At 76.3% G+C, this 25,795-nt stretch carries 20 protein-coding genes and 1 pseudogene; 10 read left to right on the top strand and 11 right to left on the bottom strand.

Annotation, left to right across the window (positions count from 1 at the left end; genetic code table 11):
- Positions 1–10: 10 nt before the first annotated feature.
- From ACFRAR_RS11005 to ACFRAR_RS10975, 7 genes are all read right to left on the bottom strand, one after another.
- Positions 11–1,627: a hypothetical protein gene (locus ACFRAR_RS11005; RefSeq protein WP_380697149.1), complete on the bottom strand. Its 1,617-nt coding sequence runs from the start codon at positions 1,625–1,627 to the stop codon at positions 11–13.
- Positions 1,624–2,685, bottom strand: a complete 1,062-nt coding sequence (locus tag ACFRAR_RS11000; RefSeq protein WP_380697147.1) for a hypothetical protein — start codon at positions 2,683–2,685, stop codon at positions 1,624–1,626. Before ACFRAR_RS11000 ends, ACFRAR_RS11005 begins: the two co-directional genes overlap by 4 nt.
- On the bottom strand, positions 2,682–3,740 hold the full coding sequence (locus tag ACFRAR_RS10995; protein WP_380697145.1) for an LLM class flavin-dependent oxidoreductase: 1,059 nt from the start codon (positions 3,738–3,740) through the stop codon (positions 2,682–2,684). Before ACFRAR_RS10995 ends, ACFRAR_RS11000 begins: the two co-directional genes overlap by 4 nt.
- Before the next feature lie 30 nt (positions 3,741–3,770).
- Complete coding sequence (locus ACFRAR_RS10990) at positions 3,771–5,048, bottom strand: M16 family metallopeptidase (RefSeq protein ID WP_380697143.1); 1,278 nt, start codon at positions 5,046–5,048, stop codon at positions 3,771–3,773.
- Positions 5,045–6,343 (bottom strand): M16 family metallopeptidase, encoded by a 1,299-nt coding sequence (locus ACFRAR_RS10985; RefSeq protein WP_380697141.1) that lies wholly within the window; start codon positions 6,341–6,343, stop codon positions 5,045–5,047. The genes ACFRAR_RS10990 and ACFRAR_RS10985 overlap by 4 nt, the downstream gene beginning before the upstream one ends.
- Positions 6,344–6,421: 78 nt before the next feature.
- Complete coding sequence (locus ACFRAR_RS10980; RefSeq protein WP_380697139.1) at positions 6,422–7,180, bottom strand: ABC transporter permease; 759 nt, start codon at positions 7,178–7,180, stop codon at positions 6,422–6,424.
- Positions 7,177–8,154: an ATP-binding cassette domain-containing protein gene (locus ACFRAR_RS10975; protein ID WP_380697137.1), complete on the bottom strand. Its 978-nt coding sequence runs from the start codon at positions 8,152–8,154 to the stop codon at positions 7,177–7,179. The genes ACFRAR_RS10980 and ACFRAR_RS10975 overlap by 4 nt, the downstream gene beginning before the upstream one ends.
- Positions 8,155–8,519: 365 nt before the next feature.
- Between ACFRAR_RS10975 and ACFRAR_RS10970 the strand changes: the two genes are divergently transcribed.
- From ACFRAR_RS10970 to ACFRAR_RS10925, 10 genes are all read left to right on the top strand, one after another.
- Positions 8,520–8,711 (top strand): hypothetical protein, encoded by a 192-nt coding sequence (locus tag ACFRAR_RS10970; protein ID WP_380697135.1) that lies wholly within the window; start codon positions 8,520–8,522, stop codon positions 8,709–8,711.
- A gap of 154 nt (positions 8,712–8,865) precedes the next feature.
- Positions 8,866–9,921 carry a hypothetical protein gene (locus ACFRAR_RS10965; RefSeq protein ID WP_380697133.1) on the top strand — a complete coding sequence of 352 codons (1,056 nt, stop codon included), beginning with the start codon at positions 8,866–8,868 and terminating at the stop codon, positions 9,919–9,921.
- 148 nt (positions 9,922–10,069) lie between these two features.
- Positions 10,070–12,643 (top strand): hypothetical protein, encoded by a 2,574-nt coding sequence (locus ACFRAR_RS10960; RefSeq protein WP_380697131.1) that lies wholly within the window; start codon positions 10,070–10,072, stop codon positions 12,641–12,643.
- Complete coding sequence (locus ACFRAR_RS10955; protein ID WP_380697129.1) at positions 12,640–14,295, top strand: hypothetical protein; 1,656 nt, start codon at positions 12,640–12,642, stop codon at positions 14,293–14,295. The genes ACFRAR_RS10960 and ACFRAR_RS10955 overlap by 4 nt, the downstream gene beginning before the upstream one ends.
- Positions 14,292–16,220, top strand: coding sequence for a TOMM precursor leader peptide-binding protein (locus tag ACFRAR_RS10950; RefSeq protein WP_380697127.1), 1,929 nt, complete (start codon positions 14,292–14,294; stop codon positions 16,218–16,220). Before ACFRAR_RS10955 ends, ACFRAR_RS10950 begins: the two co-directional genes overlap by 4 nt.
- Entirely contained in the window at positions 16,217–17,701 is a 1,485-nt protein-coding gene (locus ACFRAR_RS10945) for a hypothetical protein (protein ID WP_380697125.1), read from the top strand. Before ACFRAR_RS10950 ends, ACFRAR_RS10945 begins: the two co-directional genes overlap by 4 nt.
- Positions 17,698–18,645 carry a thiopeptide-type bacteriocin biosynthesis protein gene (locus ACFRAR_RS10940; RefSeq protein ID WP_380697123.1) on the top strand — a complete coding sequence of 316 codons (948 nt, stop codon included), beginning with the start codon at positions 17,698–17,700 and terminating at the stop codon, positions 18,643–18,645. Before ACFRAR_RS10945 ends, ACFRAR_RS10940 begins: the two co-directional genes overlap by 4 nt.
- A 115-nt stretch (positions 18,646–18,760) precedes the next feature.
- Complete coding sequence (locus ACFRAR_RS10935) at positions 18,761–19,495, top strand: hypothetical protein (protein ID WP_380697121.1); 735 nt, start codon at positions 18,761–18,763, stop codon at positions 19,493–19,495.
- Positions 19,492–20,445, top strand: coding sequence for an ABC transporter ATP-binding protein (locus ACFRAR_RS10930; RefSeq protein WP_380697119.1), 954 nt, complete (start codon positions 19,492–19,494; stop codon positions 20,443–20,445). The genes ACFRAR_RS10935 and ACFRAR_RS10930 overlap by 4 nt, the downstream gene beginning before the upstream one ends.
- 9 nt (positions 20,446–20,454) lie before the next feature.
- Entirely contained in the window at positions 20,455–21,210 is a 756-nt protein-coding gene (locus ACFRAR_RS10925; protein WP_380697117.1) for an ABC transporter permease, read from the top strand.
- A gap of 105 nt (positions 21,211–21,315) precedes the next feature.
- Here ACFRAR_RS10925 and ACFRAR_RS10920 read toward each other — a convergent pair whose 3' ends face one another.
- The 4 genes and pseudogenes from ACFRAR_RS10920 to ACFRAR_RS10905 form a co-directional block, all read right to left on the bottom strand.
- Positions 21,316–21,846 (bottom strand): hypothetical protein, encoded by a 531-nt coding sequence (locus ACFRAR_RS10920; protein ID WP_380697115.1) that lies wholly within the window; start codon positions 21,844–21,846, stop codon positions 21,316–21,318.
- A 239-nt stretch (positions 21,847–22,085) separates the two neighbouring features.
- Positions 22,086–22,841: a S1 family peptidase gene (locus ACFRAR_RS10915; RefSeq protein ID WP_380697113.1), complete on the bottom strand. Its 756-nt coding sequence runs from the start codon at positions 22,839–22,841 to the stop codon at positions 22,086–22,088.
- Positions 22,842–23,089: 248 nt separating this feature from the next.
- Positions 23,090–24,892 (bottom strand): hypothetical protein, encoded by a 1,803-nt coding sequence (locus tag ACFRAR_RS10910; protein ID WP_380697111.1) that lies wholly within the window; start codon positions 24,890–24,892, stop codon positions 23,090–23,092.
- A pseudogene (locus ACFRAR_RS10905) lies at positions 24,889–25,629 on the bottom strand (MoxR family ATPase); the annotation flags it as partial. The pseudogene ACFRAR_RS10905 and the gene ACFRAR_RS10910, both read right to left, overlap by 4 nt.
- Positions 25,630–25,795: the final 166 nt, after the last annotated feature.

Below are 25,795 nucleotides of genomic sequence, written 5' to 3'. Positions count from 1 at the left end.
CGGGCGGCGGTCAGTGCAGGCGCAGCCGGGCGCAGGTCCACGGCAGCGGGCCGAGGACCGGGTCGGCGGGCAGCCGGCGCAGCGTCACCCGGTGTTCGGCCAGCAGCGCGTGCAGCGAGCGGGTCAGCGCGGGCGGGGTGAGGTGTTCCACGCACCAGGTGCCGGTCACCGGGTGGGTGCCGCCGGTGGTCCTCGCGGTGAACAGCGTCCCGAGGACGGCGTAGGCGGCGGACGCCGGGCTCGGTCCCCACTCGACGGCGAGGGGGTCGCCGTCGGGGGTGCGGGCGGCGGCCAGGTGCCAGGAGCCGTCGCCGAGCCGGTGCACCGTCAGGTCGAAGCGGTGGCCGTGGTAGTCGGCGAGTGCGCTGTGCAGGGCCCGGGCGGTGGGGTGCTCCAGCGCGGACGGCGGCAGTGCCCGGCCGGGAGACTCCTGGGTCCGCGGGGTCAGTGCGCGGAGCAGACCGTCGAGGGTGGCGTGCGCGGGGGTGGTGCCGGCGCAGGGCTGCTCCACCGGGTCGGCGGCGCCCGCGCCGTCCGGTTCGGCCCGGGCGGCGTCCGGTTCGGCCCGGGCGCCGTCGGCGTGACGGCGGAGCAGGGCGAGCAGGGCGTGGCGGCGGGCGGCGGTGGCGTCCTCGCCCCAGCCGGTCAGCGGGGCCGCCCCCGCCGGGAGGACCGGGTGCAGGGTGACGGCGGCGACCGGACGGCGGTGCTCCGGTCCGGCCGCATCCGGCCAGTGGCCCAGGCCGCGCCACGGCTCGGTCAGGACGGCCGGGTCCGTGTCGCCGGGTGGCTCGTCGGGGTCGAGCGGCTGCCAGCCGGTGGCGGCCGTCCGGTCCGGCAGGGCGACGGCGGTCACCTCGGCGGTCGGGCCGTGCACCACCAGCGCCCCGTCGACGGGCGCCAGGCCGGTGATCCGGTCGACCACGCGCCGGGCGGCTAACGCACCGGCGAGGACCGCGCCTACCGGCATCGGTGCGGGCCCCTGCGGCAGTACCGCCAGCCAGCCGGCCACCCGGCGGACCGCCGCCCGGAAGTCGGCGATCCGCGCGGGATCGTCCAGCACCGGACCGACGACGGCGTGCCGGGGCCCGCAGGAGACGGGGAGGACGGCGCCCGGTGACGAGTCGTCGGCCGGTGACGAGTGGTCGGCCAGGACCCGCACGGTGACCTCCGCCGAGCCGTCGGGCGGTGCGGCGGTGCCGACGGCGAGGCGGGCGAGGGACCGGGTGGCGGCGTCGGCGGCGGGACCGGTGCCGGTGACGGCGGCGGTGGTGCGGCGCAGGCGGTGGTAGAGGGCGTAGGGCTGCTCGGCGTGTTCCTCCAGGTGGGCGACGATCTCCTCGTGGCGGGGGTCGGTGGGCGGCGGGCCGCCGGCCGCGTCGGGGTCGAACAGGAGCCCGCGTTCGGTGAGCACCGGGAGCAGCTTGGCGAGCAGCGGGCCGGACGGTCCGTCGGCGAGGTCGGCCGGGGCGGCCCCGTCGGTGAGCGGGCCGAGCCGGCGGTCGAGTGCGTCGAACAGGGCGGCGGCGGGGCCGCGGACGACGAAGGCGGTGTCCCGGAACGAGCAGTGCAGGCCCTGCGGGACGGGGGCGAAGTGGCAGCCGGGGCGGAGCTTGAGCCGGGTCACCTGGCCGGGCTTCCGCAGTCGATCAGCCAGGGTTCGGCGGCCGGTGCGGCGGTGCCGAGCAGGATCCGGCCGATCCGGGGTCCGTCGGTGTGCCGGGCGGGCAGGTCGATCCGCAGGCGGGTGGCGCCGGAGAGCCAGGCGGCGATCTGGACGGGGGCGGGCAGCTGCCAGGCGGGGCGCTGGGGCGGGCTGGGGACGGTGAGCGGGTGGCCGTCCTGGTCGGTGACGACGAGGGTGTCGCTCTCGGGCCGGTGGCTGAGCCGGGCCTCGTACCAGGGGTACGGGCCGGGGTCGGCGGGCGTGCCGGTGGTGCCCGCGCCGTGCAGGGCGAGCGAGCCGTCGTGGGGGGCGGTCAGGAGCTGGTAGCCGCCGTCCGGGTCCCGGAAGCGGGCGGGCAGCGCGGGAACGGGGCCCGGGCCGGCGCCGGTGAGCCGTTCGGCCAGGGTGGCGGCGGCGGTGGCGCGGGCGGCGAGCAGCGCGGTGAGTGAGCCGTCGGCGGGGCCGAACTCCTCGGCGCCGTCGGCGTCGAGCATGCCGGAGCGGCGGTGCGCGACGGTGAGCAGGTCGGCGGCGCAGTCCACCAGGGGGACGGAGGTGCCGGTGCCGTGGCGGTCGGTGAAGGCGACGGTGAGCAGGGCCCTGATGTCGTGGCCGCGGTCGAGCGGGCGGAGCAGCGGGAGCAGGGCGGCGAGGTCGGCGAACGCCTCGGCGTAGCCTTCGGGTGGTGCGCCGAGCGCGTGGCGGCGCACCGCTCCCGGGTCTTCGGGAGCCGGGGCGGAGCCGTCGGCCGGGCGGGCGAGCAGCAGTCCGCTGCCGAGGCCCGCGGTGACGGCCGCTTCGGCGGGGCCGGGGCCGAGCCGGCGGGCCAGCGCGGCGGTGAGCCGGTCGCGGCCGGCCGGGCCGAGCGCGCTGAACGCGACCAGGGTGCGGACGGTGGCGGTGGCGGTGACGGCGAGGCTGCGGGTCCGGTCGGGTGCGGTGACCTGGTAGCGGACCTGGCCGTCGCGGAGCACGGCGGTGGCGTTCAGCGCGACGGAGTCGGCGGTCGTGGTGGTCACCGGGCGGTCCCGGGGAACTGCGGGCGGACCTTCTCGACGAAGAGTTCGGTGCTGCGCAGTGCGGCGGCGCCGCCGAAGTCGCCGAAGTCGGCCTGCCAGAGCAGCCCGTCGACGTTCATCCGCTCCTGGAAGCGGCCGATCTGCTCGGCGACGTGCTCGGGGGAGCCGACGATGGCGCTGCCGTTGGCGCGCAGGTCCTTGGCGGTGAGGGTGCGGATGGAGGCGGCCAGGCCGGTGTACTGGTCGTAGTCCTTGGAGACGGTCTCGTCCCAGGGGTCGAGGGCGGAGCTCCACACCTCCAGGTAGCGGTTGAGGTGCGGGTCGGCGAGGGCCCGGGCGTCCTGGTCGGTCTCGGCGACGACCAGCGGGAGGCTGGCCATCACGCGGGGTGCGGAGTCGGGGTGGTGTTCGGTGTAGGTCTTCCGGTACAGCTCGACCATGGTGTTGTCGAGGTCCCGGCCGGTGGGTGTGATCAGCAGGCCGTGGCCGAGTTCGCCGATCCGGCGGAAGCTCTCCGGGGACTGCACGGCGGCGATCCACAGGGGCGGGCCGTCCTGCTGGACGGGGCGGGGCAGCACGGTGGCGTTGCGCAGGGTGAAGTAGGGGGTCTGCTCGTCGACGCCCTCCTCCCGGAGCATCCGCGCGACGGCGGCGACCACGGCCTCGAAGCGGGCCCGGCTGCCGTCCATCGGCACGTCGAAGGCGTGGAACTCGTGCGGCAGGTAGGCGCGGGCGAAGCCGATCTCCAGCCGGCCGTGGCTGATGGCGTCCACCATGGTGATGTGCGAGGCGAGTTGGACGGGGTGGTGGAAGACCGGGAGCACGCAGCCGGTGATCAGCCGGATGTCGGTGGTCTGGGCGGCGACGGCGGTGAGGAAGGTGAGCGGGCTGGGACAGTAGCCGCCGTAGGGGTGGAGGTAGTGCTCGGTCATCTTGACGTAGTCCAGGCCGGCCTGGTCGCCGTACCGGGACAGGGCCAGCACCTCGTCGTAGTACGCGGCGGGTGACTTGGTCTCCGGGGTGGAGTCGGGCAGGAAGGACAGGCCGAAACGCATGGGTTCCTCCGGGGGGCGGTGGGGCGGGGTTCAGGGCTGCAGGACGATGCCGGTGAACGCGCCGGGATCGAGGTGGGTGCGGGCCGCCTCGGCGACCTGGTCGGCCGTCACCTGGGCGAGGGACGCCGGGAAGGCGGACAGCCAGGCCGGGCGCAGGCCGTGCACGGCGGCGTCGAGCAGGGCGTCGGCGAGGCCGATCTGGGTGGCCAGGGAGATCGCCCGGATGCCCGCGCTGTAGCCGGCGGCGGCCTCGACCTCGGCCGGGGTGGGCGGCCGGTCGCCGCTGAGGCGGGCCAGCACGTCGAAGGTGCGTTCCAGCGACTCGTCGCGGTGGCGGGGGTCGACGCCGAACTGGACCAGGTTGACGGCGATGGTGCCGATCTCGACGGCGGCGCAGCGGGCGCTGTAGGCGTAGCCGGCCTCCTCGCGCAGGGAGCGGACCAGTCGGGAGGAGAAGTAGCCGGCGAAGACGAGTTCGGCCAGGTGCAGGGCGGCGAAGCCGGGGTCGGTCCGGGGCAGCGAGGGCGCGGCGAGGCGGGCCTCGGCCTGTCGCAGGCCGGGCATGCGGACGTCGGCGACGGGGCCGCCGGCGATCTGCGGGGGGCTGGCCATCTCGCGGGCCGGGCCGGGGCCGGTCCAGTGCGCGAGGGCGAGGGCGGCGGCGTCCAGGGCGTGTTCCGGTGTCAGGTCGCCGACCAGGACCAGGGTCGAGCCGGCGGGGAGGAGCCCTTCGGCGCGGCGGCGGGTCAGGGTGTCGGCGGACACCTCGCGGACCAGTTCGGCGTCCGGGGTCTCCCGGGCGGCGGGGTGTTCGCCGAAGCAGTGCCGCAGCAGGGCGGCGCGGCCGGCGTACTGGGGCATCCGGCCGGCGAGCCGGACCCGCTGGAGCAGCCGGGCCCGTTCGGCCTCCACGTCGGCGGCCCGGAAGGCGGTGCCGGTGAGCAGGTCGGCGAGCAGGTCGAGGAGGGTCGGCAGGCCCTCGCCGAGCAGCCGGGCGGTGATCTTGAGCCGCTCGGGGCGGGCTTCGACGCGCAGGCTGCCGCCGTAGTCGGCGAGCACCTCGTCCACGGCGGCGCGGTCGCGGCGGGCGGCGCCGCAGGTGAGTGCGGCGGCGAGGAGTTCGGCCTCGGCGGCGTGCTCGGGGGTCTGGCCGCCGTACGGCAGGGCGAGGCGCAGTTCGACGACCGGGACGGCGGCGCGCCGGGCGGCGAGCACCCGCAGGCCGTTGGGCAGGGTGCGTTCCCGGTGTTCCGGTGGGCGGGCGGCCGCCGGGCGCGGCACCGCGGGGATGGCGGGGGCGGTGGTCACGGGCGGCCTCCGGCCGGTTCGACGGTGAGGACGGCCGGTGGGCAGGCGGCGAGCGCGGCCGCGGCGGTGCGGACCTGGGCGAGGTCGACGTCGGCCAGCAGCCGGGGCAGTTCGGTGACGAGTTCGGCCCGGCCGTACAGGACCTCGAAGGCGGCGGCGCGCCGGGCCCGGGCGGCGACCGGGTCGGTCTCGGAGTACCAGGTGGCGCTCAAGCGCCGTACCGCGCGGCCGAGTTCGGCCTGGTCGAAGCCGTCCGGCTCGGCGAGCAGGGCGAGTTGGTGGCGGATCAGTGCGGCGACCTCGCCGGGGGTGCGGCCGGGGGCGCAGACGGCGGTGGCGACGAGGGCCTCCGGGTCGCGGGCGTCGAAGGCCTGGCCGGTGAGCGAGGGCAGCACCGCCGCCTGGGTGGCCTGTCCGGCGCGGACGAGGGTGCGGCGCAGCCGGCCCTGCTGCGGGTCGCCGAGCAGGGCGGCGACGAGCAGGGCGGCCAGGTGTGCGGGGGTGCCGGGGGCGGGGCAGCGCCAGCCGACGGCGACCGCGGCGGCCGGGGCCAGCGGGTCGGTGACGGTGTGGGCGCGTTCCTGGTCCGGCGGCGGTTCGGTGTGGTCGCGGCGCGGTGGGCGGGGGCGGGCGGGCAGCGCGCCGAAGTGCTTGTCGGCCAGGTCGAGGGCGTGTCGCGGGTCGAAGGCGCCGCTGATCGCGAGGACGGCACTGCCCGGGGTGTAGTGGTCGGCGAAGAACCGCTCGCACTCCTGCGGGGTGACGCCGCTCAGCGAGCGGGTGTCGCCGTAGCCGTTGTGGGTGTTGGCCTCGTCGCGGAACAGTACGGGCGGCAGGGTGAAGGCCGGGAAGCCGCCGTAGGGGCGGCCGAGGAAGTTCTGGTTGATCTCCTCGGTCACCACGGCGATCTGGTTGGCGATGGTCTCCGGGGTGATGCGGGGGCCGCGCATCCGGTCGGCCTCCAGGAACAGCACCAGTTCCAGGGCTTCGGCGGGCACCACCTGGTAGTAGCAGGTGTGGTCGCGCTGGGTGACGGCGTTGAAGGCGCCGCCGGCGGCCTGGACCCGCTCGGCGTGTCCGAGCTTGGGCAGCGAGGAGCTGCCCTGGAACATCAGGTGCTCGAAGAGGTGGGCGAAGCCGGGGCGGGCCTCGCTGCGGTAGCCGGTGTCGTAGCCGACGGCGACCGCGACGGCCGGGACCTCGGGGTCGGGCAGCAGGACGACGGTGAGTCCGTTGCCGAGCCGGTGGCGCAGCGGCTGCCCGGTGGCGGGCGGCGCGGTGGTACCGAGGGGCACTGGGGTTCCCTTCTGGGGGCGGCCCGGGCGGGCTGGGCGGTCAGGGCGGGCTGGCGGGCTGGTGGGCGGGTTGGGCGGTCAGCGGTCGGTGGAGCGGACCGAGCGCAGCCCGAACCAGACGGTCAGGGCGGCCAGGCCGATGGTGACCGCCGCGCCGGCCAGGGTGGCGGTGGAGGTGATCCTCCCGTCGAACAGTTCGCGGACGCCGGTCACCACGTGGGTCAGCGGATTGGCCCGGGAGAGCCCGGACAGCCAGCCGGGGGCGAGCGTCATCGGCAGCAGCACCCCGGACAGCAGCAGGGTCGGCAGGGTGACCGCGTTGATCAGCTGTCCGAAGACGTCCTCGGCGGGGATGCGCAGCGCCAGCCCGTACGACAGCGCGGACATCGCCAGGCCGAGCACGCACAGCACGGCGAAGGAGAGCACCACCCCGGCCGGCGAGGCGCGCAGTCCCAGGCCGACGGCGCCGAGCACCAGCAGGCCGCCCTGGACGGCGTACACCACGGCGTCGCGCATCACCCGGCCGAGCAGCAGGCCCAGTTCCCCGGCGGCGGTGACCCGCATCCGGTCCAGGACGCCGGAGCGGATCTCGGCGATCACGCCGAAGCCGACGAAGGCGGAGGCGAAGACGCTCTGCTGCACCAGCAGGCCGGGGACGAACACCCGCCAGGGGTTGTCGCCGAACCCGGGCACGGCGGCCAGTCTGGCCAGCAGCGGGCCGAACAGCACCAGGTAGAGCAGGGGCTGGACCAGGCTCATGATCACCCAGGCGGGGTTGCGCAGGGTGAACCGCAGCGAGCGGCGGAAGATGATCAGGCTGGTGCGGAGGGTGCTCACCGGGTCACCGCCGCGACCGCCGAAGCCGTGGCGGGGCTCTCCTCGCGCAGCGAGCGGCCGGTGAGCCGGAGGAAGGCGTCCTCCAGGCTGGGCCGCTTCACCTCCACCGAGCTGAGCGCGATCCCGGCCGCGTCCAGTGCCTTCAGCAGCTCCGGGAGCCTGCGCTGGGCGTTCGCGCAGTGCAGGTGGACCCGTTCGGCGGTCACGTCCGGCCGGCAGTCGGGCAGCACCCGGGCGGCGGTGGCGGCGCAGTCGCCGATCTGCTCGGTCTCCAGGATGATCACGTCACCGCCGATCTGGTCCTTCAGTGCCTTGGCGGTGTCGGCGGCGACGATCCTGCCGCCGTCGATGACCAGGATGCGGTCGCAGAGCCCGTCGGCCTCCTCCAGGTAGTGGGTGGTGAGGAAGACGGTGAGGTTCTGCTCGGCGCGCAGCGCCCGCAGGTGGTCCCAGAGGTTGGCCCGGGACTGCGGGTCGAGGCCGGCGGTCGGCTCGTCGAGGAACAGCACCCGCGGCCGGTGCACCAGCCCGAGGGCCAGGTCCAGCCGGCGGCGCTGCCCGCCGGACAGGCGCCCGCAGGGGCGGTCCAGCAGGTCGGTCAGTTCGAAGCGCTCGGCGCTCTCGGCGGCCCGCTCGGCGGCCTGTGCCGCCGTCATCCCCTGTAGCCGGGCCTGGGTGCGCAGTTCGTCGCCGGCGCGGTGGTCGCCGCCGGAGCCGCTCTGCCCGACGTAGCCGATCTGCCGGCGGACCTCGGCGCGCCGGCGGACCACGTCCAGCCCGGCGACGCTGGCGGTGCCGGAGGTGGGCCGCAGCAGGGTGCACAGCATCCGTACGGTGGTGGTCTTGCCCGCCCCGTTGGGTCCGAGGAAGCCGACGGCCTCGCCTTCGGCGACCGACAGGTCGACGCCGGCGACGGCCTGCACGGGTCCCGAGCGGGTGCGGAAACTGCGGGTCAGTGCCTGGGCTTGGATCACGATGGCTCCGATTCTGAACAGGATGCCCGGCCGGATCGGCGGATGGAGGGCCGCGGCCGCAGGTGCGCCGCCAGGTCGGTCCCCGACTCTGCGAGGTCGGCCCCGGTGCCGTCCAGAGGGGACGGGACGCCGAGGTGCCCGTTGGCAGCAAACTGCAAGCGGGTTATGGACCGGTTTGCTCCGTTCCGCCGGTCGGCGGCGGCTCAAGGGACCCTCGAATTCCACTCAAGTCCATGTCAAAACCCGTGGACGCTCGGCAACTTGATGCCGCGCCGGCCGCTTGCCCGGCACGGCTCCCGACCCGGAAGCTGATTGCCGTTGCGAGGACGACCGACGTCCTCGAACGAACCGAGAGGACAATCGACATGAGCATCGACTTCGGCGCCTTCGACGTCACCGAGCTCGAGGTCCTGGAGGCCGGCGACGGCGTCGCGCTGCCCGACATGGGCGCCTCCATCATCATCGTCTACCCGACCGTGACCCCGGACGGCGAGGAGGTCCTCGGCGAGGCCGACCTGAACGGCATCTCCGGCTCGCTGTCCACCTCCTGCTGCTGACACCGCCCAGCAGCTGAGGCGCTGACCGCCCGGCAGCCGGCCCGAACGCCGCACTGACCCGGGACAGCGCCCCGCACCAGCCAATCGGCCACCTGCGAACGACCGCGCGGCCTCAGCCGCACCGGTCGCCTCGCGTACCTCCGGGAGACACGCCATGGAAACCATCGGCCCGGGCACGGCCGTACGAATCACCGACCACTCGGCGCAGCCGCGGGACCTGCTGCGCGCCCTGGACACGCCGCTCAGGCTGCTCAGGGACGCGCAGCAGCTCCCCGTGGTGCACCTGCGCCGCGGCTGGCTGCACGGCTCGCACCTGCGGGTGCTGGTGCGCTCCTACCCGCACCGCCCGCCCCTGCTGGCCGAGTTCACCGAACAGGCCCGCCGGGCCGCCGCCGAACTCACCGCGCCGCCCCTGACCGAGACCGACTACCTGCGCCGCGCCGAGCAGCTCGGCCGCTGGGAGAACCGCCGCGAGGACCCGCTGCCGCTGCACCCGCACGGCCACGTCGAGTCCGGACCCGACGAGGACGCGGCCCGCTTCTCCGCCCCGCTGCTGCTCACCCGCGACCTGATGGCCGACGCCTTCCTCGACTCCGTCCTGGACACCGCCGCCCTGCCCGACGAGGACCTGCTGCCGCAGCTCGCCCGGATCCTCGCCCTGGTCGCCCGCTCCCATCCGCAGGGCTACCCCGTCGGCACCCTGGCCCTGCGTTCCCACGTCGAGGGCGTCTGCTCCGCCACCGGGAACCACACCGACCTGCGCGCGATCTACGCCCGGCGGTACCGGCAGGACGCGGAGCGCTTCACCGCCGCGCTCACCCAGCCCGTCGACAGCCCGCTGCTGCGCGGCTGGGAGAGCGCGCTGACCCGGATCTGGGGCACCGCCGAGGCCGCGTGCGCGCACGACGTCCTGAACGAGGACGCCATCCACCAGGCCGTCGGCCCCATGGAGTACCCGCTCGGCAGGCCGGTGCGCAGCGACTTCATCGCCGCCTACCTGGAGAACCGGGAGGCCGCCGGGCAGAACTACCGGCAGAACGCCTACCGGCTGCTGCTCAACACCCTGTATCCGACACTGACCTGCTTCGGCATCACCCCCATGCAGCGCTACTACCTCTGCTACGGCCTCGCCGAGGCCGCGGACGCGCTCACCGGGGCCACGTCGGTGGAACGGATGCGGGCCCGGCGCAGCCAGCTCGCCGCGTCCTGACCGTCCCCCCTGCTTCCGGCGGTCGTCAGCCTCCCCTTCCGTCCTGCCCGCCCGCGGTCCGGTGCGGCCCGTTCCGGGCACCGGCCGCGCGGCCGGTGCCGCGCGCCCTCGCGCAGCCGCGTCCCGTCCCCAGAGAGGCCGCTCCCCCGTGCCCACCTTCGCCGTTCCCGCCCCCGCCGCCCCGCCGCGCCCGTCCGCGCCCGCCGGCGGATGGGTCCTGGCCGACAGCGTGATGCTGCGCGTCAACCCCACCCCCGGCCGGCGGCTCGCCGGCCCCGAGCTGCGCACCGCGCTGACCGCGCTGGCCGAGTCCGAGCAGCGCTGCGCCCGGCTCGCCGACGCCGCCCGCGACAGCCTGTACGAGGCGATCGCGCACGCCGGGGGCGCCGACCGGCACCGGCTGCTGCACCTGCGCCGCGCCGTCCACAACGACCGCGATCCCGGCCCCGGGCCGTGGCCCGAGCCGCTGCCCGAACCGGTCACCGCCTGGCTGGACGCCGACGGCCGCCGCCGCCTCGCGCGCACCGCCGTACGGGCCGGACACGCGGCGTTCCTCGCCCAGGAGCGCGCCGCGTTCGCCGAGGCCCTCGGCAGCGAGCCGTTCCTGCTCTCCCTGGCGCTGAACTCCCCGCACGTCCTGGACGCCGTGCAGCGCTACCGCAAGGCCGCCGGCCGCACCTCCGCCCGCGACCGCAAGTCCGAACGCGGACTGGTCCAGCACTACGCCCGCGCCGTGGTCCGGGTCAGCCCGCTGGCCCGGCTCACCGCCGCCGGCTTCGCCGAATGGGCCGACGACGGCACCCCGCTCGACCAGGTCCGCTTCCCCCGGCGGGACGCCCACAGCCTGCTGAGGCTCGACCAGCCGCAGCTGTCCGGTCTGGTCAACGGCATCCTCCAGCACCCCGAGCGGACCAGCGCGACGCTGCTGGCCCGCAACCCGATGCTGCGCGTCGAAGGCGACCGGATCCGCTTCCACCACCACGGCGACGGCCAGGGCCGGATGCTCGCCGCCGAACTCAACCGCGAACTGACGGTGCTGCTGCGGCTCACCGAGATGGGTCCGCTGACGCCGCGGGAGCTCGCCGAGGCCACCGCCCGGCGCCTCGGCGTGCCCGCCGAGGCCACCGCCACCCTGGTCACCGCCGCCGTCCGGGCGCAGATCCTGGTGCCCGCCCCGCTCCTGGACGAGCAGAGCACCGACCTGCTCGCCGAGGCCACCGCCGCGCTCGCCCCCGGGCACGGCCGGGCCGCCGCCCTCCTCGACGGCATCGGCGCCGAACTCGCCCGCGCCGCCCGCGGCACGGTGCCCGAACGGGTCGCCGCGCTCAGCCGGATCGAGCGCGCCGGCCGCGAGCTCAACACCCTCAGCGCCGTCCCGGTCCGGCTGCGGGTCAACGAGGACCACCTGCTGCCGCCCGCCCGGGTCAGTGCCCGCGGCCACGACACGGCGCTCGGCGAACTGCCCGCCGTCGGCCGCTTCCTGCACCTCTTCGACCGCCACCACGACGTGCGCGCCCTGCTGGTGCGGGCCTTCACCGACCGCTTCGGCGCCGGCGGCCAGGCCCCGCTGCTCGACCACGCCCCCGGCCTGGTCGCCGAGGTCCGCTCCCGCCAGCGGCTCCTGGAGACCGACCCGGCCGCCGCCGACGGCGTCCTGGCGCGCCTCCAGCGGGCCCGCGCACACGCCGAGAGCGCCCTCACCGACCTGCTGGAACGCTCCCGCGCCGACGGCCTGACCGAGGCCCGCTGCACCGCCGCCGACCTGGCCGCCCTCGCCGACGGCCTGCCCGAGGAGTGCGCCGGCGACAGCCCCTCGTACGGCCTGCTGATCCAGCCCGCCGGCGGGGGCCGACTGGTGGTCAACGCCTGCTACCCCGGCTCCGGGCAGCTCACCACCCGCTTCCTGGACACCGCCGACCGGGACGGGGTCTTCCGCGAGCGGCTGCGCGAGCGGCTCCACCGGCTGCACTCCGTCCGCGGCGAGCAGCCCGTCGAGGACCACGGCCTGCACGGCAGCAACCTCAACCACCGGCTGCCGCTGCTGGAGCGCCGCCTCACCCCGCGGGACTGGGCCCGGGCCCGGCTCGCCCACGACCCCGCCACCGACCGGCTGACGCTGCTGGACGGCGACGGGCAGCCGATCCGGGTGCTCTCCCTCGGCATGAAGTGGATCGACGCCCAGCCCGCCCCGCTGCTGGTCGCCGCCTGGCTGCACGGGCCCAGCCTGGTCGCCTTCGACCCGGTGGAGCGCGCCCACCGCGCCGCCCGCCCGCCCGGCGACACCACCCCGACCGTGCACTACCCCCGGCTGGTGGCCGGCGACTGCGTCCTGCAGCGCCGCCGCTGGTACCCCGGCGAGGACCTGCCCGCGCCCTGCGCCCCGGTCGACGAGATCGCCGACCTGCTCGCCCTCACCGCGTGGCGGGCCCGGCACGACGTGCCCGAGCAGATCGTGGTCAAGACCCCGCTGTGGCGGCTGCCCGGACTCGTGCGCCCCGGCGAGGACACCCCCGCGCCGAAGATCGAGCAGATCATCGCCGCCCGCCGCCGCGAGAAGCCCCAGTACGTGGACCTCGCCAGCGCCCTGATGGTCCGGGTGCTGCCGCGGCTGATGGAACGCCGCCACCGCGGCTACTTCGAGGAGGCGCTACCGGCGGTCCGCAACGGCACGCACGCCTTCGAGTGGGCCGTCGAGGTCGACCGGGAGGCGGCCCTCGGATGAGAGTCAAACTGCGTCCCGACACCCACTACGCGCCCGTCCCGCAGGGCCTGTACGTCGCCCGGGGCGGCCGCGAGTTCGTCCTCGCCGGCCCGCCCGCCCTGCACGAACTGATCGACGGCCTGCTCGGCCCGCTCACCGAGGGCGCCGACCTCGACGAGCTGGCCGCCGCCACCGGGGACCCGGCCGCCCGCCCGGTCCTCGCCCACGTCCTGGGCCGGCTGCTCCACCAGGGCGTGCTGCTCGACCTGGACGCGCTCACCGTCCCCGCCCCCGACCCGCGGACCGCCGCCGAGTACGCCGACGTGCTGGCCCACCTGGAGACCCGCAGCACCGACCCCTACCGGGACTTCGCCGCGCTGCGCGCCGCCACCGTCACCGTCCTCGGGTCCGGCCCGGCCGCCCGCACCGCCGTCCGCACCCTGCGCGGCGCGGGCGTCACCGACCTGCCGGCCGGGGGCGCCGAACGGCCCGCCCTGACCCTGCGCCGCGCCGACGGCGGCACGGTCACCGTCCACACCGACGAGCGGTACGCCCTGCTCGGCGACGGCGGCGAACCCGCCGCCCTCACCGAGCGGATCGCCGCCTGGCTGGACGCCCGGCCGCACGAGGCCGCCCCCACCCCGCTCAGCGCCACCCTCGCCGGGTCGCTGGCCGCCCACACCACCCTGGACCGGCTGCTCGGCGGCCCCGGCGGCCCCGGCCCGCTGCTGATCCACGGCCCGCACCTGACCACCAGCCGGCTCCCCGCCCTGCCCGAGCGCCCCGCCCCCGAGTGGGCCACCGCCGAGTGGGACGCCCTGGCCCGGCCGCCCCGCGGCACCGCCCCGGACGCCGACGCCCCGGATGCCGACGCCTCGAACAGCGGCGCTCCGGACACCGAGACCCCGGACGCCGCCGCCGTCCTCGGCACGCTCACCCCGCTCACCGCGCCCTGGACCGGACTGGTCGTCCCCGGCGACGACGGCCCGCTGCCGCAGCTGCCGGTCTCCCTCGCCACCGTCCGCCCGCTCGGCGGCGACCCGCTCGCCGCCTGGGGCCGCACCCGCGCCGCCGCCGTCCTGGACGCCGTCCTCCAGGCCCTGCGCGCCCTCGCCGCCACCGGCCACCCGCCCGGGGCACACCCCGCCGACGCCGTGCCCGCCGCGGGCAGCAGCCCGACCCGCTTCCTGCTGGACGGCGCCCTGCGCCTGCTGCGACCCGCCCTCGCCGCACCGGCACCGGTCGCCTGGGAGGACCTGGACAACGCCCGGCAGCGCTCGATGTGGAGCGTCCTGGACGAGTGGTTCCACCGCGACACCACCCTGACCGTCCGCCGGCTCGACGGCACCGGCTGGCAGCTGGCCGAAGCCGCCGACGCCACCGGGGAACTGCGCGCCGCCGCCTGGGGAGAGGACCGCTCGACCGCCCTGGAGGCCGCCCTCACCGCCGCCGCCGCCCAGGCCCAGGCCGACCCCGGCACCCGGGCCCGGCTCGTCGCCGCCGGAGCGGCCACCCCCGTCGAACAGCTCACCGCGGCCCGGGCCGACGCCGCACTCGCCCGGCTCGCCGAGCACCTCGCCGAACGCGTCGGCACGCTGCGCGCCGCGGTCCGCCACCACGACCCGGTGCTCGGCCCGCTGCCCGCCACCGCCGGACGGGTGTGGTGCGCGTGACCACCGCCCTGTCCCCCGCCCCGCTGCTCGGCCCCGGACTGCCCGCCTCCTGGCCCTGGCGGCACTGGGCCGACACCCTCGGCCCCGGCGTCCTGCTCGCCGCCCGCTCCGGCCACGACGCCGCCTGGGAGCGCTCCGCCCTCGACCGGGCCCGCGCCGAGGACCGCGCCCTGCTCTCCGTCCGGCTCACCGCCCACGAGATCCTCATCGGCCCGCTGTGGACCCCGGCCGCCGAACGCGGCTGCGCCGGCTGCGCGGAACGCGCCGACCGGGCCCGCGCCCTGGAGCCCGAGCAGCGCTTCGTCCGCCGCCGCGCCGAACGCGAGACACCCCCGCCCCGCACCGCCGCCACCCGCGGGACCGCCGCCCTGCCGCCCTGGCTGGCCGCGACCGTCGACGCCCTGCTGACCAACCTCGCCACCCGCGACGCCGCACCCGGCGAGACCACCGCCGTCACCGCGGACGGCCGGATCAGCCGCCACCGGGTCGCCCGCGACCACGGCTGCACCGTCTGCGGCGACCCCGCCCCCGCGCTGCTCACCGACCCGGCACCACCGCCCGCCCGGCCCACCGAGCCCCAACCCACCACCGCCGCGCTGCCGCTGCGCGGCCCCGCCGCCCCCTTCGGCCTCGACCCGGCCCGGATGCGCGCCGCACTCGCCGACCCCCGCTTCGGCCCGATCACCCGCACCACCCGGCACGCCGCCGGCACCTTCCCGATCACCGAGACCGAACTGCTCGCCGGCACCCCCGCCGGCATGGGCCGCGCCGGGTCCTTCCGGGAGGCCGAGGCGGTCTCCGTCCTGGAGGCGTACGAACGCACCGCCGGCTACCCCCACCACGCGCCGCTGCTCCCCGGCGCCACCCACCGCGAACTCGGCGGCCTGGCCCTCGACCCGATGACCCTCGGCCACCACACCGAGGCCCAACTCGCCTCCCCGCACAGCCGGCTGCGCCGCTTCACCCCGGACACCCGGCTGGACTGGGTCTGGTCCCACCCGCTGGACGGCGGCCCGCCCCAACTGGTCCCCGCCGAGATCGGCTTCTTCCGCTACCGCTACGACCTGCGCCCGTACGGCGAGGGAGCGGAGGCCGGACGCAACTGCTTCCTGGAGTCCTCCAGCGGCAGCGCCCTCGGCTCCGGGTACGAGGAGGCCGCCCTGCACGCCCTGCTCGAACTCGCCGAGCGCGACGCGTTCCTGCTGGCCTGGCACCGCGCCCGGCCGCTGCCCCGCCTCGACCCGGGCACGATCCGCGACCCCGCCAGCCGGATGATGCTCCGCCTCGCCGACGAACACGGCTACGAGGTGCACCTGCTGGTCATCACCGACCGGCTCGAACTGCCCGCCGTCTGGGCCCTTGCCGTCAACCGCCGCCGCGCCCTGCCCGCCAGCTTCAGCACCGCCGGCTGCCACCCGGACCCGGAGCAGGCCGTCCGCGCCGCGCTGTGGGAGCTCACCCAGATGGTCAGCGGCGGCCTGGCCTGGGACCCGGCCTCGTACGAGCACACCGTCGACGACCCCTGGTCGATCCAGACCATCGCCGAGCACTGGCGTCGCTACACCTTCCCGGAGCTGCTGCCCCGGGTGGAGCGCGTCCTCGGCGGGCCGCTCACCACCGCCGCCGAGGCGTTCCCCGACTGGCCCCACTCCCTGGTACGGGCCGCCCGCGGCGACGTCCGCGGCGCCCTCGACCACGTCGCCGGGCTCTACGACGCGGCCGGGCTGCGGCGGATCCTGATCGTCGACCAGTCCACCCCCGAGCACACCGCGCACGGCATGACCGCGGTCAAGGCCGTGGTGCCCGGCATCGTCCCGATGTGCTTCGGCCACGCCCAGCAACGGTTGGCCGGACTTCCCAGACTGCTCGACACCCTGGACGCCGACGAGCGCGACCTGCCCTTCGACCCCCACCCCTTCCCGTGACCGCCCGCCCGGCACCCGGCCCGGCCGAGGCACTCGCCTTCGGCTACCGGCAGGGCCCCGGCAAGCGCCTGCTCGGCGAGCAGCGCGCCATCGACGACACCGCCCCGACCACCGCCTACCTGCCGCCCCCGCACGCCCTCGGCGCCACCGGCACACCGCTGCCCGGCGACCCGCACGACCTGCTCGCCGACACCGCCTTCCCCGGCCCGCTGCGGTACGGCGCCGACCCGCTCGGCGCGGCACTGGCCACCGCGTTCGGCCTGCAACGGCGCGAGCCCGACCACCAGTTCCCCGACCACCGGGGCACCGCCTCCGGCCGGGCCCGCCACCCGGTGCACGCGCTGCTCGGCGGCCCGGGCGTCCGCCGCTACCTCGACCCGTACCGGCGGGCCCTGGTCGACCTCACCTCCCCGCCGGCCGGCGGGGAGGCCGGCGGGGATGTCCGCGGGGAGGCCGACGACCGCACCCGGCTGGTGCTCGCCGCCCGCTACTCCGACCTGCCCGCCGCCTACGGCAGCCTGCGCTTCGCCGTCTGCGAGGCCGAACTCGGCGTCAACCTGCGGGCCTGGGCCGTCACCGCGCAGGCCTTCGGCGTCCCCGGCCGCCTGGAGGCCGACGACGCACCCGCCGAGCGGCTGATCGCCGCCGCCGGCACCGGACGCTGGAGCGCCCCGCTGTCCGTCGAACTGACCGCCCACCACCCGGGCCCCAGCCGACCCTTGCCCGGCCCCGCGCCCGCCCCCGCCGACCACGCCCGGTTCACCGCCGCCGACCCCGACGCCGAGGACTGCCGGGCCCTCAGCCGCTGCCGCACCGCCGCCCCGGCCGGCCCGCTGACCGGTATCCCGGCGTTCGCCGACGCACCGGGCCCCAGCTGGGCCGAGGTCCTGTGGCGGCGCTCCGCCGGCCGGGTGCCCGGCCGCCGCTACGGCTTCGCCCTGCGCCCCGCGCCCGTCGCCGAACGCGCGCTGCGCGACCTGCTGGCCTGGGCCGCCGTCCCGCCGCCCGACGCCCTGACGGCACGCGTCGCCGAACGGATCCGCCGCACCGTGGTCCTCCAGAACGTCGCCGGCCTGCCCGACGGCGCCTACCGGCTCACCGACGGCCGGCTCACCGCGCACCGGCCCGGCCCCGGCCTGCCCGCCCGCCTCGAACCCGGCTTCGGACGGCCCGACGCCCCGGACACCGGCATCGCCCTGCGGCACGCCGGCGTGCTGTACGTCCACAGCGCCGAACCCGGCGCGCTGGTCGAGGAGTTCGGCCCCGCCGCGCTCGCCCTCGCCGCCCAGTGGTGCGGCTGGGCCGCGCACGGCCTGTGCCTGGCCGCCGCCGCCCACGGCCTGGTCGCCCGGCCGGCCCGCTCCTACGACGAGCACCACCTGCAGCCCCTGCTGGGGCTCGACCGCAAGGAGGTCCCGGTCTTCATGACTGTCTGCGGCACGCCCCGGTACACCGGGCCGCTCTGGGACCTGCGCGGATGACCGGCGAACCGCCCTGGCACAGCTGGCACTTGCACGTGCCCACCGCCGACCCGGCGGTGGTCGAGCAGCTCCTGCTGACGTGCGTGCCCGGCGCGCTGCGCCTCGCCGGACCGGCCGCCGACGGCACGCCCCGCTCCTGGTTCTACCTCCGCTACTGGCAGCACGGACCGCACCTGCGCCTGCGCGTCGCCGGTCTGACCGAGCGGTCGGCGGCGGAGGTGGAGGCGGAACTGGCGCGCGGCCTCGCCGGGATCGAGGCCGCCCTGCCCGCCGACGGCCGGCTCACCCCCGCCCGCTACGCGGAGCTCGCCGCCCCGCTCGCCGCCCTCGGCGAGTACGGCACCAGCCTCCCGGCCGGTGAACTGCTCGCCCCCGGCGTCCACCGGGCCGACTACCGGCCCGAGGTGGACCGCTACGGCGGCCCGGGCGCGATGGCCGCCGCCGAGCAGCTGTTCCACGTCTCCAGCGTGGTCTGCCTGCGCGCCTGCGCCGCCCGGGCCGGGCAGGCCGGCCGCGCCCGGACCCTGGTGGACGGACTCGAACTGCTCGCCGCCGCGCTGCCCGCCTGGCCCGACCCCGAGGAGTTCCTGCACGCCAACACCGCAGGCTGGCAGGCCCTGTTGGACACCCCGCCACCCGATCCGGGCGCCCTCGACGCCAAGGCCGAGGCACTGCGGCCCTGCGCGCCCGCCCTGCGGCGGCTCGCCGCCGGGGAGGCCGGCCGCTGGTCCCCGCTGACCCGTCGCCTCGCCGCCGCCACCGCCGCCCTCACCGGGGAACTCGGCGCCGGCCGCGCCCGGCAGATCCTCGCCTCCCACCTGCACATGGCCCACAACCGGCTCGGCCTCGGTCTCGCCGCGGAGTCACAGCTGGCCGGAATCCTTCTGAGACTGGCGATCATTGACCATGCGTCAGGACTGCCGGTCGTCACCGGACGAACCTAGACTGGGCCAGCCGAATCCGGAGACGTCCGGGGCCGGTCCCCCACACAGAGGCCCGTTTTCCGCCTGTGCAGCAGCACGTGAGCACGAAGCCGCTCACGAGGCAGAAAGGTGTCACATGACCCTGTCCTCCAGTGGAGTCGTGCAGCCGACGGAGTTCACGGCTGCCCGAACCTCCGCACCGGTCCGCGCGGTGGCGGAACGATTCCCCCAGTACGAGAGCGCCACCGGAAGCCGCGCGGTCGGCGCCACCCTGGCCGACCTGCTGCGCGGCGCCCGGACCGCGGTGATCTGGCAGCGCGTCCCGGGCGGGGCCGCCCTCGACCTGTGGGGCTTCGCGCTCGCCTGGCACGACTTCGACCGTCGCGCCCTGTTCGACCCGCGGTCCCTGGACAGCTGCCGCGAGCAGCTGGCCGCGCACCCGCTCGCGGAACAGGTCCGGGTCGCCGAGAGCGGCGGCGAACTCGACCGGCGGCTCGACGCCGTCCTGGTGGTGGACCGCCGGGTCGCCGCCCTGCTGCCCCGCACCCCCGAGGACGAACCGCCCACCCTGGTGATCGGGGACGCCGCGGTCGCCGAGGCGGTCGCCTCCGCCTTCGACCTGGTCTGGCGCTCCGCCCGGTGCCTGCGGCCCGCCAACCCGATCGACGAGATGCTGGAGAGCAACCTGAAGCGCGAGATCATCCGCCGACTGGCCGGCGGCGAGAAGGACGAGACCATAGCCCGCAGCCTGAACGTCTCCCTGCGCACCTGTCGCCGCCACATCGCCGACATCATGAGCGCCACCGACGCGGTCAGCCGCTTCCAGGCCGGCTTCCGGATCGGCCAGGACACCCGGGCGGTGGCGTGGTGAGCGGCGGCGCGGTGAGCGGTGGCGCGGCGGGCCGCGTGGTGAGCGGCACCGCACCGGACGGCGTCCGCCTGGAGCGGGTCGAGAAGGCGTTCGGCGAGGTCCGTGCCGTGGACGGGATCAGCCTCGACCTGCTGCCCGGCCGACTCACCGCCCTGCTCGGCCCCAACGGCGCGGGCAAGACCACCGTCATGGACCTGCTCCTCGGCCTCCAGACCCCCGACCGCGGCACCGTCACCGTCCTCGGCGGCACCCCGGCCGAGGCCGCCGCCCGCGGCGAGGTCGGCGCGGTCCTCCAGGACGGCGGCCTGCTCCACGACCTCACCGTCACCGAGACCCTGCGCTACTTCGCCTCGCTGCACCGGGACCCGCTGCCGCTCGCCGAGGCGCTCGAACTGGCCGGCCTCCAGGCCGTCGCCCGCCGCCGGGTCGGCGCCTGCTCGGGCGGCGAGCGCCGACGGCTGCACTTCGCGCTGGCCCTGCTCGGCCGCCCCCGCCTGCTGGTCCTCGACGAGCCCACCGCGGGCCTGGACGTCACCGGCCGCCGCCAGTTCTGGGACGCCGTCGCCCGGATCCCCAGCCGACCCACCGTCCTGTTCGCCACCCACCAGCTCGACGAGGCCGAACAGTACGCGAAGCGCGTGGTCGTGATGGCCTCCGGCCGGATCGCCGCCGACGGCACCCCCGCCGAGATCCGCGGCCACGCCGCCGGCCGGGTGGTTCGCGCCCACTGGCCGGACGCCGACCTGACCGCGCTGCGCGCCCTGCCCGCCGTCGGCCGGGTCGAGCAGCACGGCCCCGCCCTCACCGTCCACACCGAGGACTCCGACCTGGTGGTGCGCCACCTCGCCGCGACGGCCGCCCGCGAGATCGAGGTGACCTCCTCCGGCCTGGAGGAGGCGTTCCTCGCCCTCGCCGCGGCCGTCCCCCCGCCCACCCGCACCCAGGACTGAGAGGAACCCGTGTCCCTGTCGCTCTCCGCCGGATCACCGCTGCGCGGCTGCAACCGGACCGTGCTCGCCCTCGAGATCCGCCGGGTGCTGCGCAACGTGCGCACCGTGGTGCTGGTGGTCGCGATGCCGACGTCCTTCTTCCTCCTCTACGGCCTGCCCAGCCAGGCGTCCGGCGGGCGACCGCTGGCCCAGGTGATGGTCAGCATGGCCGCGTACGGCGCGATGGTCGGCGCGGCCGGCTGCGGCGCCGGCATCGCGGTGGAACGCGCCGCCGGCTGGCAGCGCCAGCTGCGGCTCACCCCGATGCGCCCGCTCGGCCAGGTCGCCGTCAAGGCGATCACCGCGATGGTGCTCGGACTCGTCTCCGTGGCCGCCGAGTTCGCGCTCGGCGCGGCCTTCGGCGTCCGGCTCGGCTGGGGCGAGTGGCTGCTCGCCGCGGCGGCGGCCTGGCTGCCCGCGCTGCTGTTCGCCGTCCTCGGACTGCTCTGCGGGCTGCTGCTGCCCTCCGAGAACGTGATGCAGCTGGCCGGCCCCGGCCTCGCCCTGCTCGCCGTCTTCGGCGGCCTGTTCATCCCGCTCGACGTGCTGCCCGGCATGCTCCGCGAACTGGCGCCGTTCACCCCGGCGTACGGGTCGGGCGCGCTCGCCCGGGCCGCGGTGTCCGGCGGCGAGGTGCTGGTGCCGGTGGGCGGCCTGGTCGTCTGGACGGTCCTGTTCGGAGCACTCGCGGTGTGGCGGCTGCGCCGCGACATCCGCCGGGTCTGACGCCCGGGTCTGGCTTCGGGTCCGGCCTCAAGTCTGGCCTCGGTCCGACGTCGGGTCCGATGCCGGGGCCGGCCGACCGGTTCGACGGTCGGCCGGCCCGACGGCTCACAGCGGCTCGCCGCTCTCCCAGAGCATCGCGGCCAGGTGGTGGACGATCTGCGAGGTCGACCGCTCCGTCACCTCCAGCACGTCGTCCGGGCCGGCCGAAGCCTCCCGCGCCGCGCCCAGCAGCACGGCGGCGTCCGTCAGCAGCATCGGCTGCACGGGGCCCGACACCGCCCGCAGGACCACGCCCGCCTGCTGCAGACCGTCCAGCGCGGCCCATTCCGCGGCCCCCTGCGGCCGCCACGGCCGCTTGCCGCCGAGCAGCAGCCGCACGTCCCTGCCCCGCCGCGCGCTGTCGGCGAGCGCTCCGGTCAGCAGCCCGAGCCAGCAGCGCCGGCCGGGCGCGCTGTCCGCCGGCTCCGCCAGCAGCACCCGCTGCCGGGCCCGTACCACGGCCTCGGTCATCTGCTGGGCCGCGCCGTCCAGGGCCCCCGGCCGGCGCGGCTCCGGAGCGCCGAAGGCGGTCTCCAGGGAGCGCGCCCAGGTGTAGGTGGCCTCGACGAGTTCTCCGGTCTGATCGGGTGAGATCACGCAACCCCCTCTGCTTGCCGCGAAGGCCTCCACGAGTCCTCCACCGGAATTATGCAGAGACGGAGCGATCATATGAACGAATGTCAGGGATTCATATCTGATGAATGGTAAAGGGTCATTAAATGACATGCACACGCAAGTGCGTGGTTCATCCGATACGCCCCCTTTACCCACACCCTGACGCGCGTTCGGCGCGGACGGCCTTTCCGCGGTAGTACCGGCAGCGGCACCGGTATCGGTCAGGACAGCAGTTGCGCGGGCACGTCGGTGGCCCGGGTGAACACCGAGACCGGGAACTGGGTGTCACAGTACTTGTTGCCGGTGGAGACCACCCCGATCACCACACCGCCGACCACCAGCGGCCCGCCCGAGTCCCCCTTGCAGACGCTGTCCGCCGTACCGGCCCGCGGCAGACCGCAGACCTTCAGCAGCGGGGAGTCCCCGGGCTCGGTGTACGGGTCGCAGGAGGCCGGCGGAGCCAGCGTCAGCACCGCCTGCTTGAGGCGGGTGCCCGGACCGTCCGAGCCGGTGCGCCCGAACCCCAGCAGCGTGGCCGTGCGGCCGTACCGGTACAGCGCCTCGTCCCCCTGGCGCGCCACCCGCACCGGCGTCTGCGGCAGCGGACGGTCCAGGGCGAGGACGGCGGAGTCGTGCTCCAGGCCCGCGGTGTAGCGCGGGTCGACCCGGTAGCCCTTCACCCGGCGGACCTGGCCGCCGGTGCCGGTCAGGTCGGTCCGGCCGGCGATCACCCGCAGGGAGCCCGGGTCGCTCGCCTCGGCCACGCAGTGGCCCGCGGTGAGCACCTTGGTCGGCGCGATCAGCGCGCCGGTGCACCACTGTTCGCCCGCGGCGGTCTCCAGGGCCACGACGAAGGGGTGGGCCTTGGTCGTGGTGTCCGACCCACCGTGGACGGCGGCGGCCGGGGTGGCCCCGGCGGCCAGCAGGCCGGCGGCCGCCAGCAAGACGGCGATCAGGCGTCGGTTCGAGAGGCGCATGGCAGGACTTCCTTCTGGTCGGGTGGTGCATGGCGGACGAACGCCATGGGAGGCCGCGCTCCGCGGCCGGGCGGCCCCGGCCCGGTGCCGGTCGCCGCCGGACCGAAGACTGCCCCGCGATCCGTCCCGCCCACCAGCGCCGCCGGGCGACACGGGACGCTGGAACGGTCGCACCTCCTCTGACCTGCGCGTTCTCCTCGCCCTGGAACGCCCGACCGGAACGCCCCCCGCCTCACGGTCCGGCCCGTTCAGGTCATCCGGAAGACCGGCCCTCGCGGGGTGAACGGCAGCGCCGCGCCGCGCGGGACGAGGAAGGCGTGCTCGCGGCGCAGCCGCAGGACGTCGCACTCGCCGTCGGTGATCACCAGGACGGGTGCCCCGGGCGGGAAGTCCTCCGCCCGCTCCAGCAGGTCGATGCCCGGCTGGAGGACGGTGCCGCCGCGCCCGTGCACCCGCAGGCGCCCGGCGATCTCCTCGACCGGGAGGTACCCGGCGTCGTGCGGGGCGGCGTCGCAGTGCACCACCCGGGCGGCCGGGACGTCCCGGGCGGCGGCGTAGGAGGCGATCGCGCCGAGCGCCTTGCCGAGCAGCGTCCGGTCCATCGAGCCCGAGGTGTCCAGGACGACGCCGAAGGTGCAGCGCGGCACCTCCTCCTCGGGGTGGTGGCGCCCGGCCCGGGGGATGTCGGGGGTGGCGGACTGCCGGCGGGCCGGGCGGGCGTAGCTGCGCACCGGCTGCGGCCTCGGCACGAACTCGTCGAACCAGCGGGCCAGGCGGGCGTCCCAGGGCAGTGGCGGGTGGGCGAGTGCGCGGATCTCCTCGACCAGCCCGGCCGGGAGCAGGCCGCGTTCGCGCCGGTGGAGTTCGAAGCCCTGCTGGAGGCCTCTCCGGTAGAAGTCGTCGAGGTCCACGTAGTCGCGGGGCGGCCCGAGCGGTTCGCCGAGGACGTCCGGACGGTTCTTCCCCGCCAGGGTGGCGAGGCGGCGGATCCGGCGCCGGTCGCGGGCGATCCGGTCGTACACCTCCTCGGCGGACAGGCCCTTCAGCTGCGGGTCGTGCAGCAGCCCGTCGGGCATGTCGCCGACGCCCATCTCCAGCAGCCAGCCGTTGATGACGTAGTCGGCGGCGACGTTGAACAGGAACGGGTCGCGTCCGCCGCGGCGTTCGCCGTGCCGCAGGGCGGCGTGCAGGATCTCGTGGCCGAGGATGAACCGCCACTCCTCGTCGGTGTGGTGGCGCAGCGGGTTGACGTAGATCTCGGCGGCCTCGGCGTTGACGGCGGCGACGGCGATGTCGTGGGCGCGGGCGAGTTCGGCGTCGGCGACGACGGTGAGGCCGGCGGCGACGGCGCCGAGCAGGGGGTAGGAGGAGACGAACCAGTTGAGGGCCCGGTTCCAGGACCGCTCGGGGAGGCGTTCGCCGGTCTCGGCGTCGATCCGGCCGCCGGCCCGGTCCATCGCGGCGGACATGGTGCGGGTGAGCGCGGCGGCGAAGGCCGTCGGCCAGTCCTCGGGGGCCTGGCCGTGGCCGCGCCACTCGACGAGCAGCTGGTCGCGTGCGGCGGTGCCGGCGGTGCCCGCCGTTCCGGCGGCGTCGGTGGGCGGCAGGCCGTCGCGGCGCCAGCGGGCGGCCAGTTCCTCCTCGTCGCCGCCCGGGTACTGCTGCGGGACGGCGACCGGGGCGTGGCCGACGGGGAAGGTGGCGAGGAAGCGGTTGACCACCGCGCAGCGGGCGGCGGCCAGGTGGGCGTCGGGCTGGGTGCCGCGGCCGCGGGCGCCCGGGAGGTGGCCGAAGCCGAGGTGCAGCAGGCAGTGCGCCAGGACCCAGGCCCACTCCTCGGGTTCGGCCCGGCGGCGCGGGTTGACGTGCAGGGTGCCGTTGGAGTCCACCACCGCCCAGCCGTCCGGCGGGGCGGTGGCACAGTCCTCGCTGCGGCAGACGTCGGCGTTCAGGGCGGCGAGGGCCCGGTTGCCGCGGAGCCGGGCCAGGCCCTCGGCGAAGGCCTCGGCGCCCGGGTCCGGCTTCTTCCGGTCGGCCGGGGCGCGGTTCACCGGCGGGCCTCGACCAGGCGGGGCATGTCCCGGGCGGCCTCGATCAGGAACCAGGCGGGCAGCAGCGGGTTGCCGTCCGGACCGTCGGCGATCACCGTCTGGGCGACCTCCACCGATATCTCGGCCAGCTGCACCAGCAGCGACTTGGCCCGGAAGGCGGTCTGCCGCTGCGCCCCGGAGGCGTGTTCCTTGCGGGCGGGCAGTTCCTTGACGAGCCGGCCGCGGAAGGCGTCGGCCAGGTAGTAGAGCAGGTCGCGGTCCTCCAGCCGGTGCGGCCAGCGGGCGTCGCCTTTGAGGATCGCCTCCAGGCCGTAGGAGTTGCGGACGATCTTGGCGTAGCCGCAGAAGGCCACGGCGTGCTGGGCGGTGAGCAGCCCGTGGGCGACGACCTTGAGGGTCCCCTCGTCCAGGGCGGGACCGAAGGAGTGCAGCGCGTCCGAGAGCATGTGCCAGGCACGCGGGGTGGAGAACGGTTCCTCGGTCTTGGGCGGGGCGGACCACAGGTGGTCGGGCCGGTCGGTGAGGTGGTCGACGATCCAGGGGTGGATGCCGGTGCCGGCCGCCCAGCGCAGCCAGTCCTCGGCGCTGGCCCGCAGATGGACGTGGACCATGCGGTTGACCAGCGCGGAGGCCATCGGGCGGGCGAGCGCGCCGTCGGTGGCGCGGTTCCCGGCGCCGATCACGATCGAGCCGGGCGGCAGCTCGTACGAGCCGATCCTGCGGTCCAGGATCAACGATTGACATCCTCTCCGCCCTAAAGGACGGAGATTCCCGCCTGCCTGCCGGTGGTCACCGGGCGGGGCTTCGAGTGGGTTCCTGTTTCTTCGCGCTGTGCCGGGACGAGTCCCGGTCTTACCCGCGCTCCGCAGGCTGACACCGCCAGTCCGGCGGCCTTGGCGACGT

This window comes from Kitasatospora sp. NPDC056651, assembly GCF_042792155.1.
GTDB lineage: Bacteria > Actinomycetota > Actinomycetes > Streptomycetales > Streptomycetaceae > Kitasatospora.
Note: the sequence above shows the minus strand (reverse complement) of the source record. Positions and strands in the feature narration are given on the sequence as shown.

What these genes read in the sequence shown, in the direction of transcription:
- ACFRAR_RS10995 (WP_380697145.1), bottom strand. Translation starts at nt 3,740, where the DNA reads ATGCGTTTCGGCCTGTCCTTCCTGCCCGACTCCACCCCGGAGACCAAG.
- ACFRAR_RS10970 (WP_380697135.1), top strand. Translation starts at nt 8,520, where the DNA reads ATGAGCATCGACTTCGGCGCCTTCGACGTCACCGAGCTCGAGGTCCTG.
- ACFRAR_RS10965 (WP_380697133.1), top strand. Translation starts at nt 8,866, where the DNA reads ATGGAAACCATCGGCCCGGGCACGGCCGTACGAATCACCGACCACTCG.
- ACFRAR_RS10955 (WP_380697129.1), top strand. Translation starts at nt 12,640, where the DNA reads ATGAGAGTCAAACTGCGTCCCGACACCCACTACGCGCCCGTCCCGCAG.
- ACFRAR_RS10940 (WP_380697123.1), top strand. Translation starts at nt 17,698, where the DNA reads ATGACCGGCGAACCGCCCTGGCACAGCTGGCACTTGCACGTGCCCACC.
- ACFRAR_RS10935 (WP_380697121.1), top strand. Translation starts at nt 18,761, where the DNA reads ATGACCCTGTCCTCCAGTGGAGTCGTGCAGCCGACGGAGTTCACGGCT.
- ACFRAR_RS10915 (WP_380697113.1), bottom strand. Translation starts at nt 22,841, where the DNA reads ATGCGCCTCTCGAACCGACGCCTGATCGCCGTCTTGCTGGCGGCCGCC.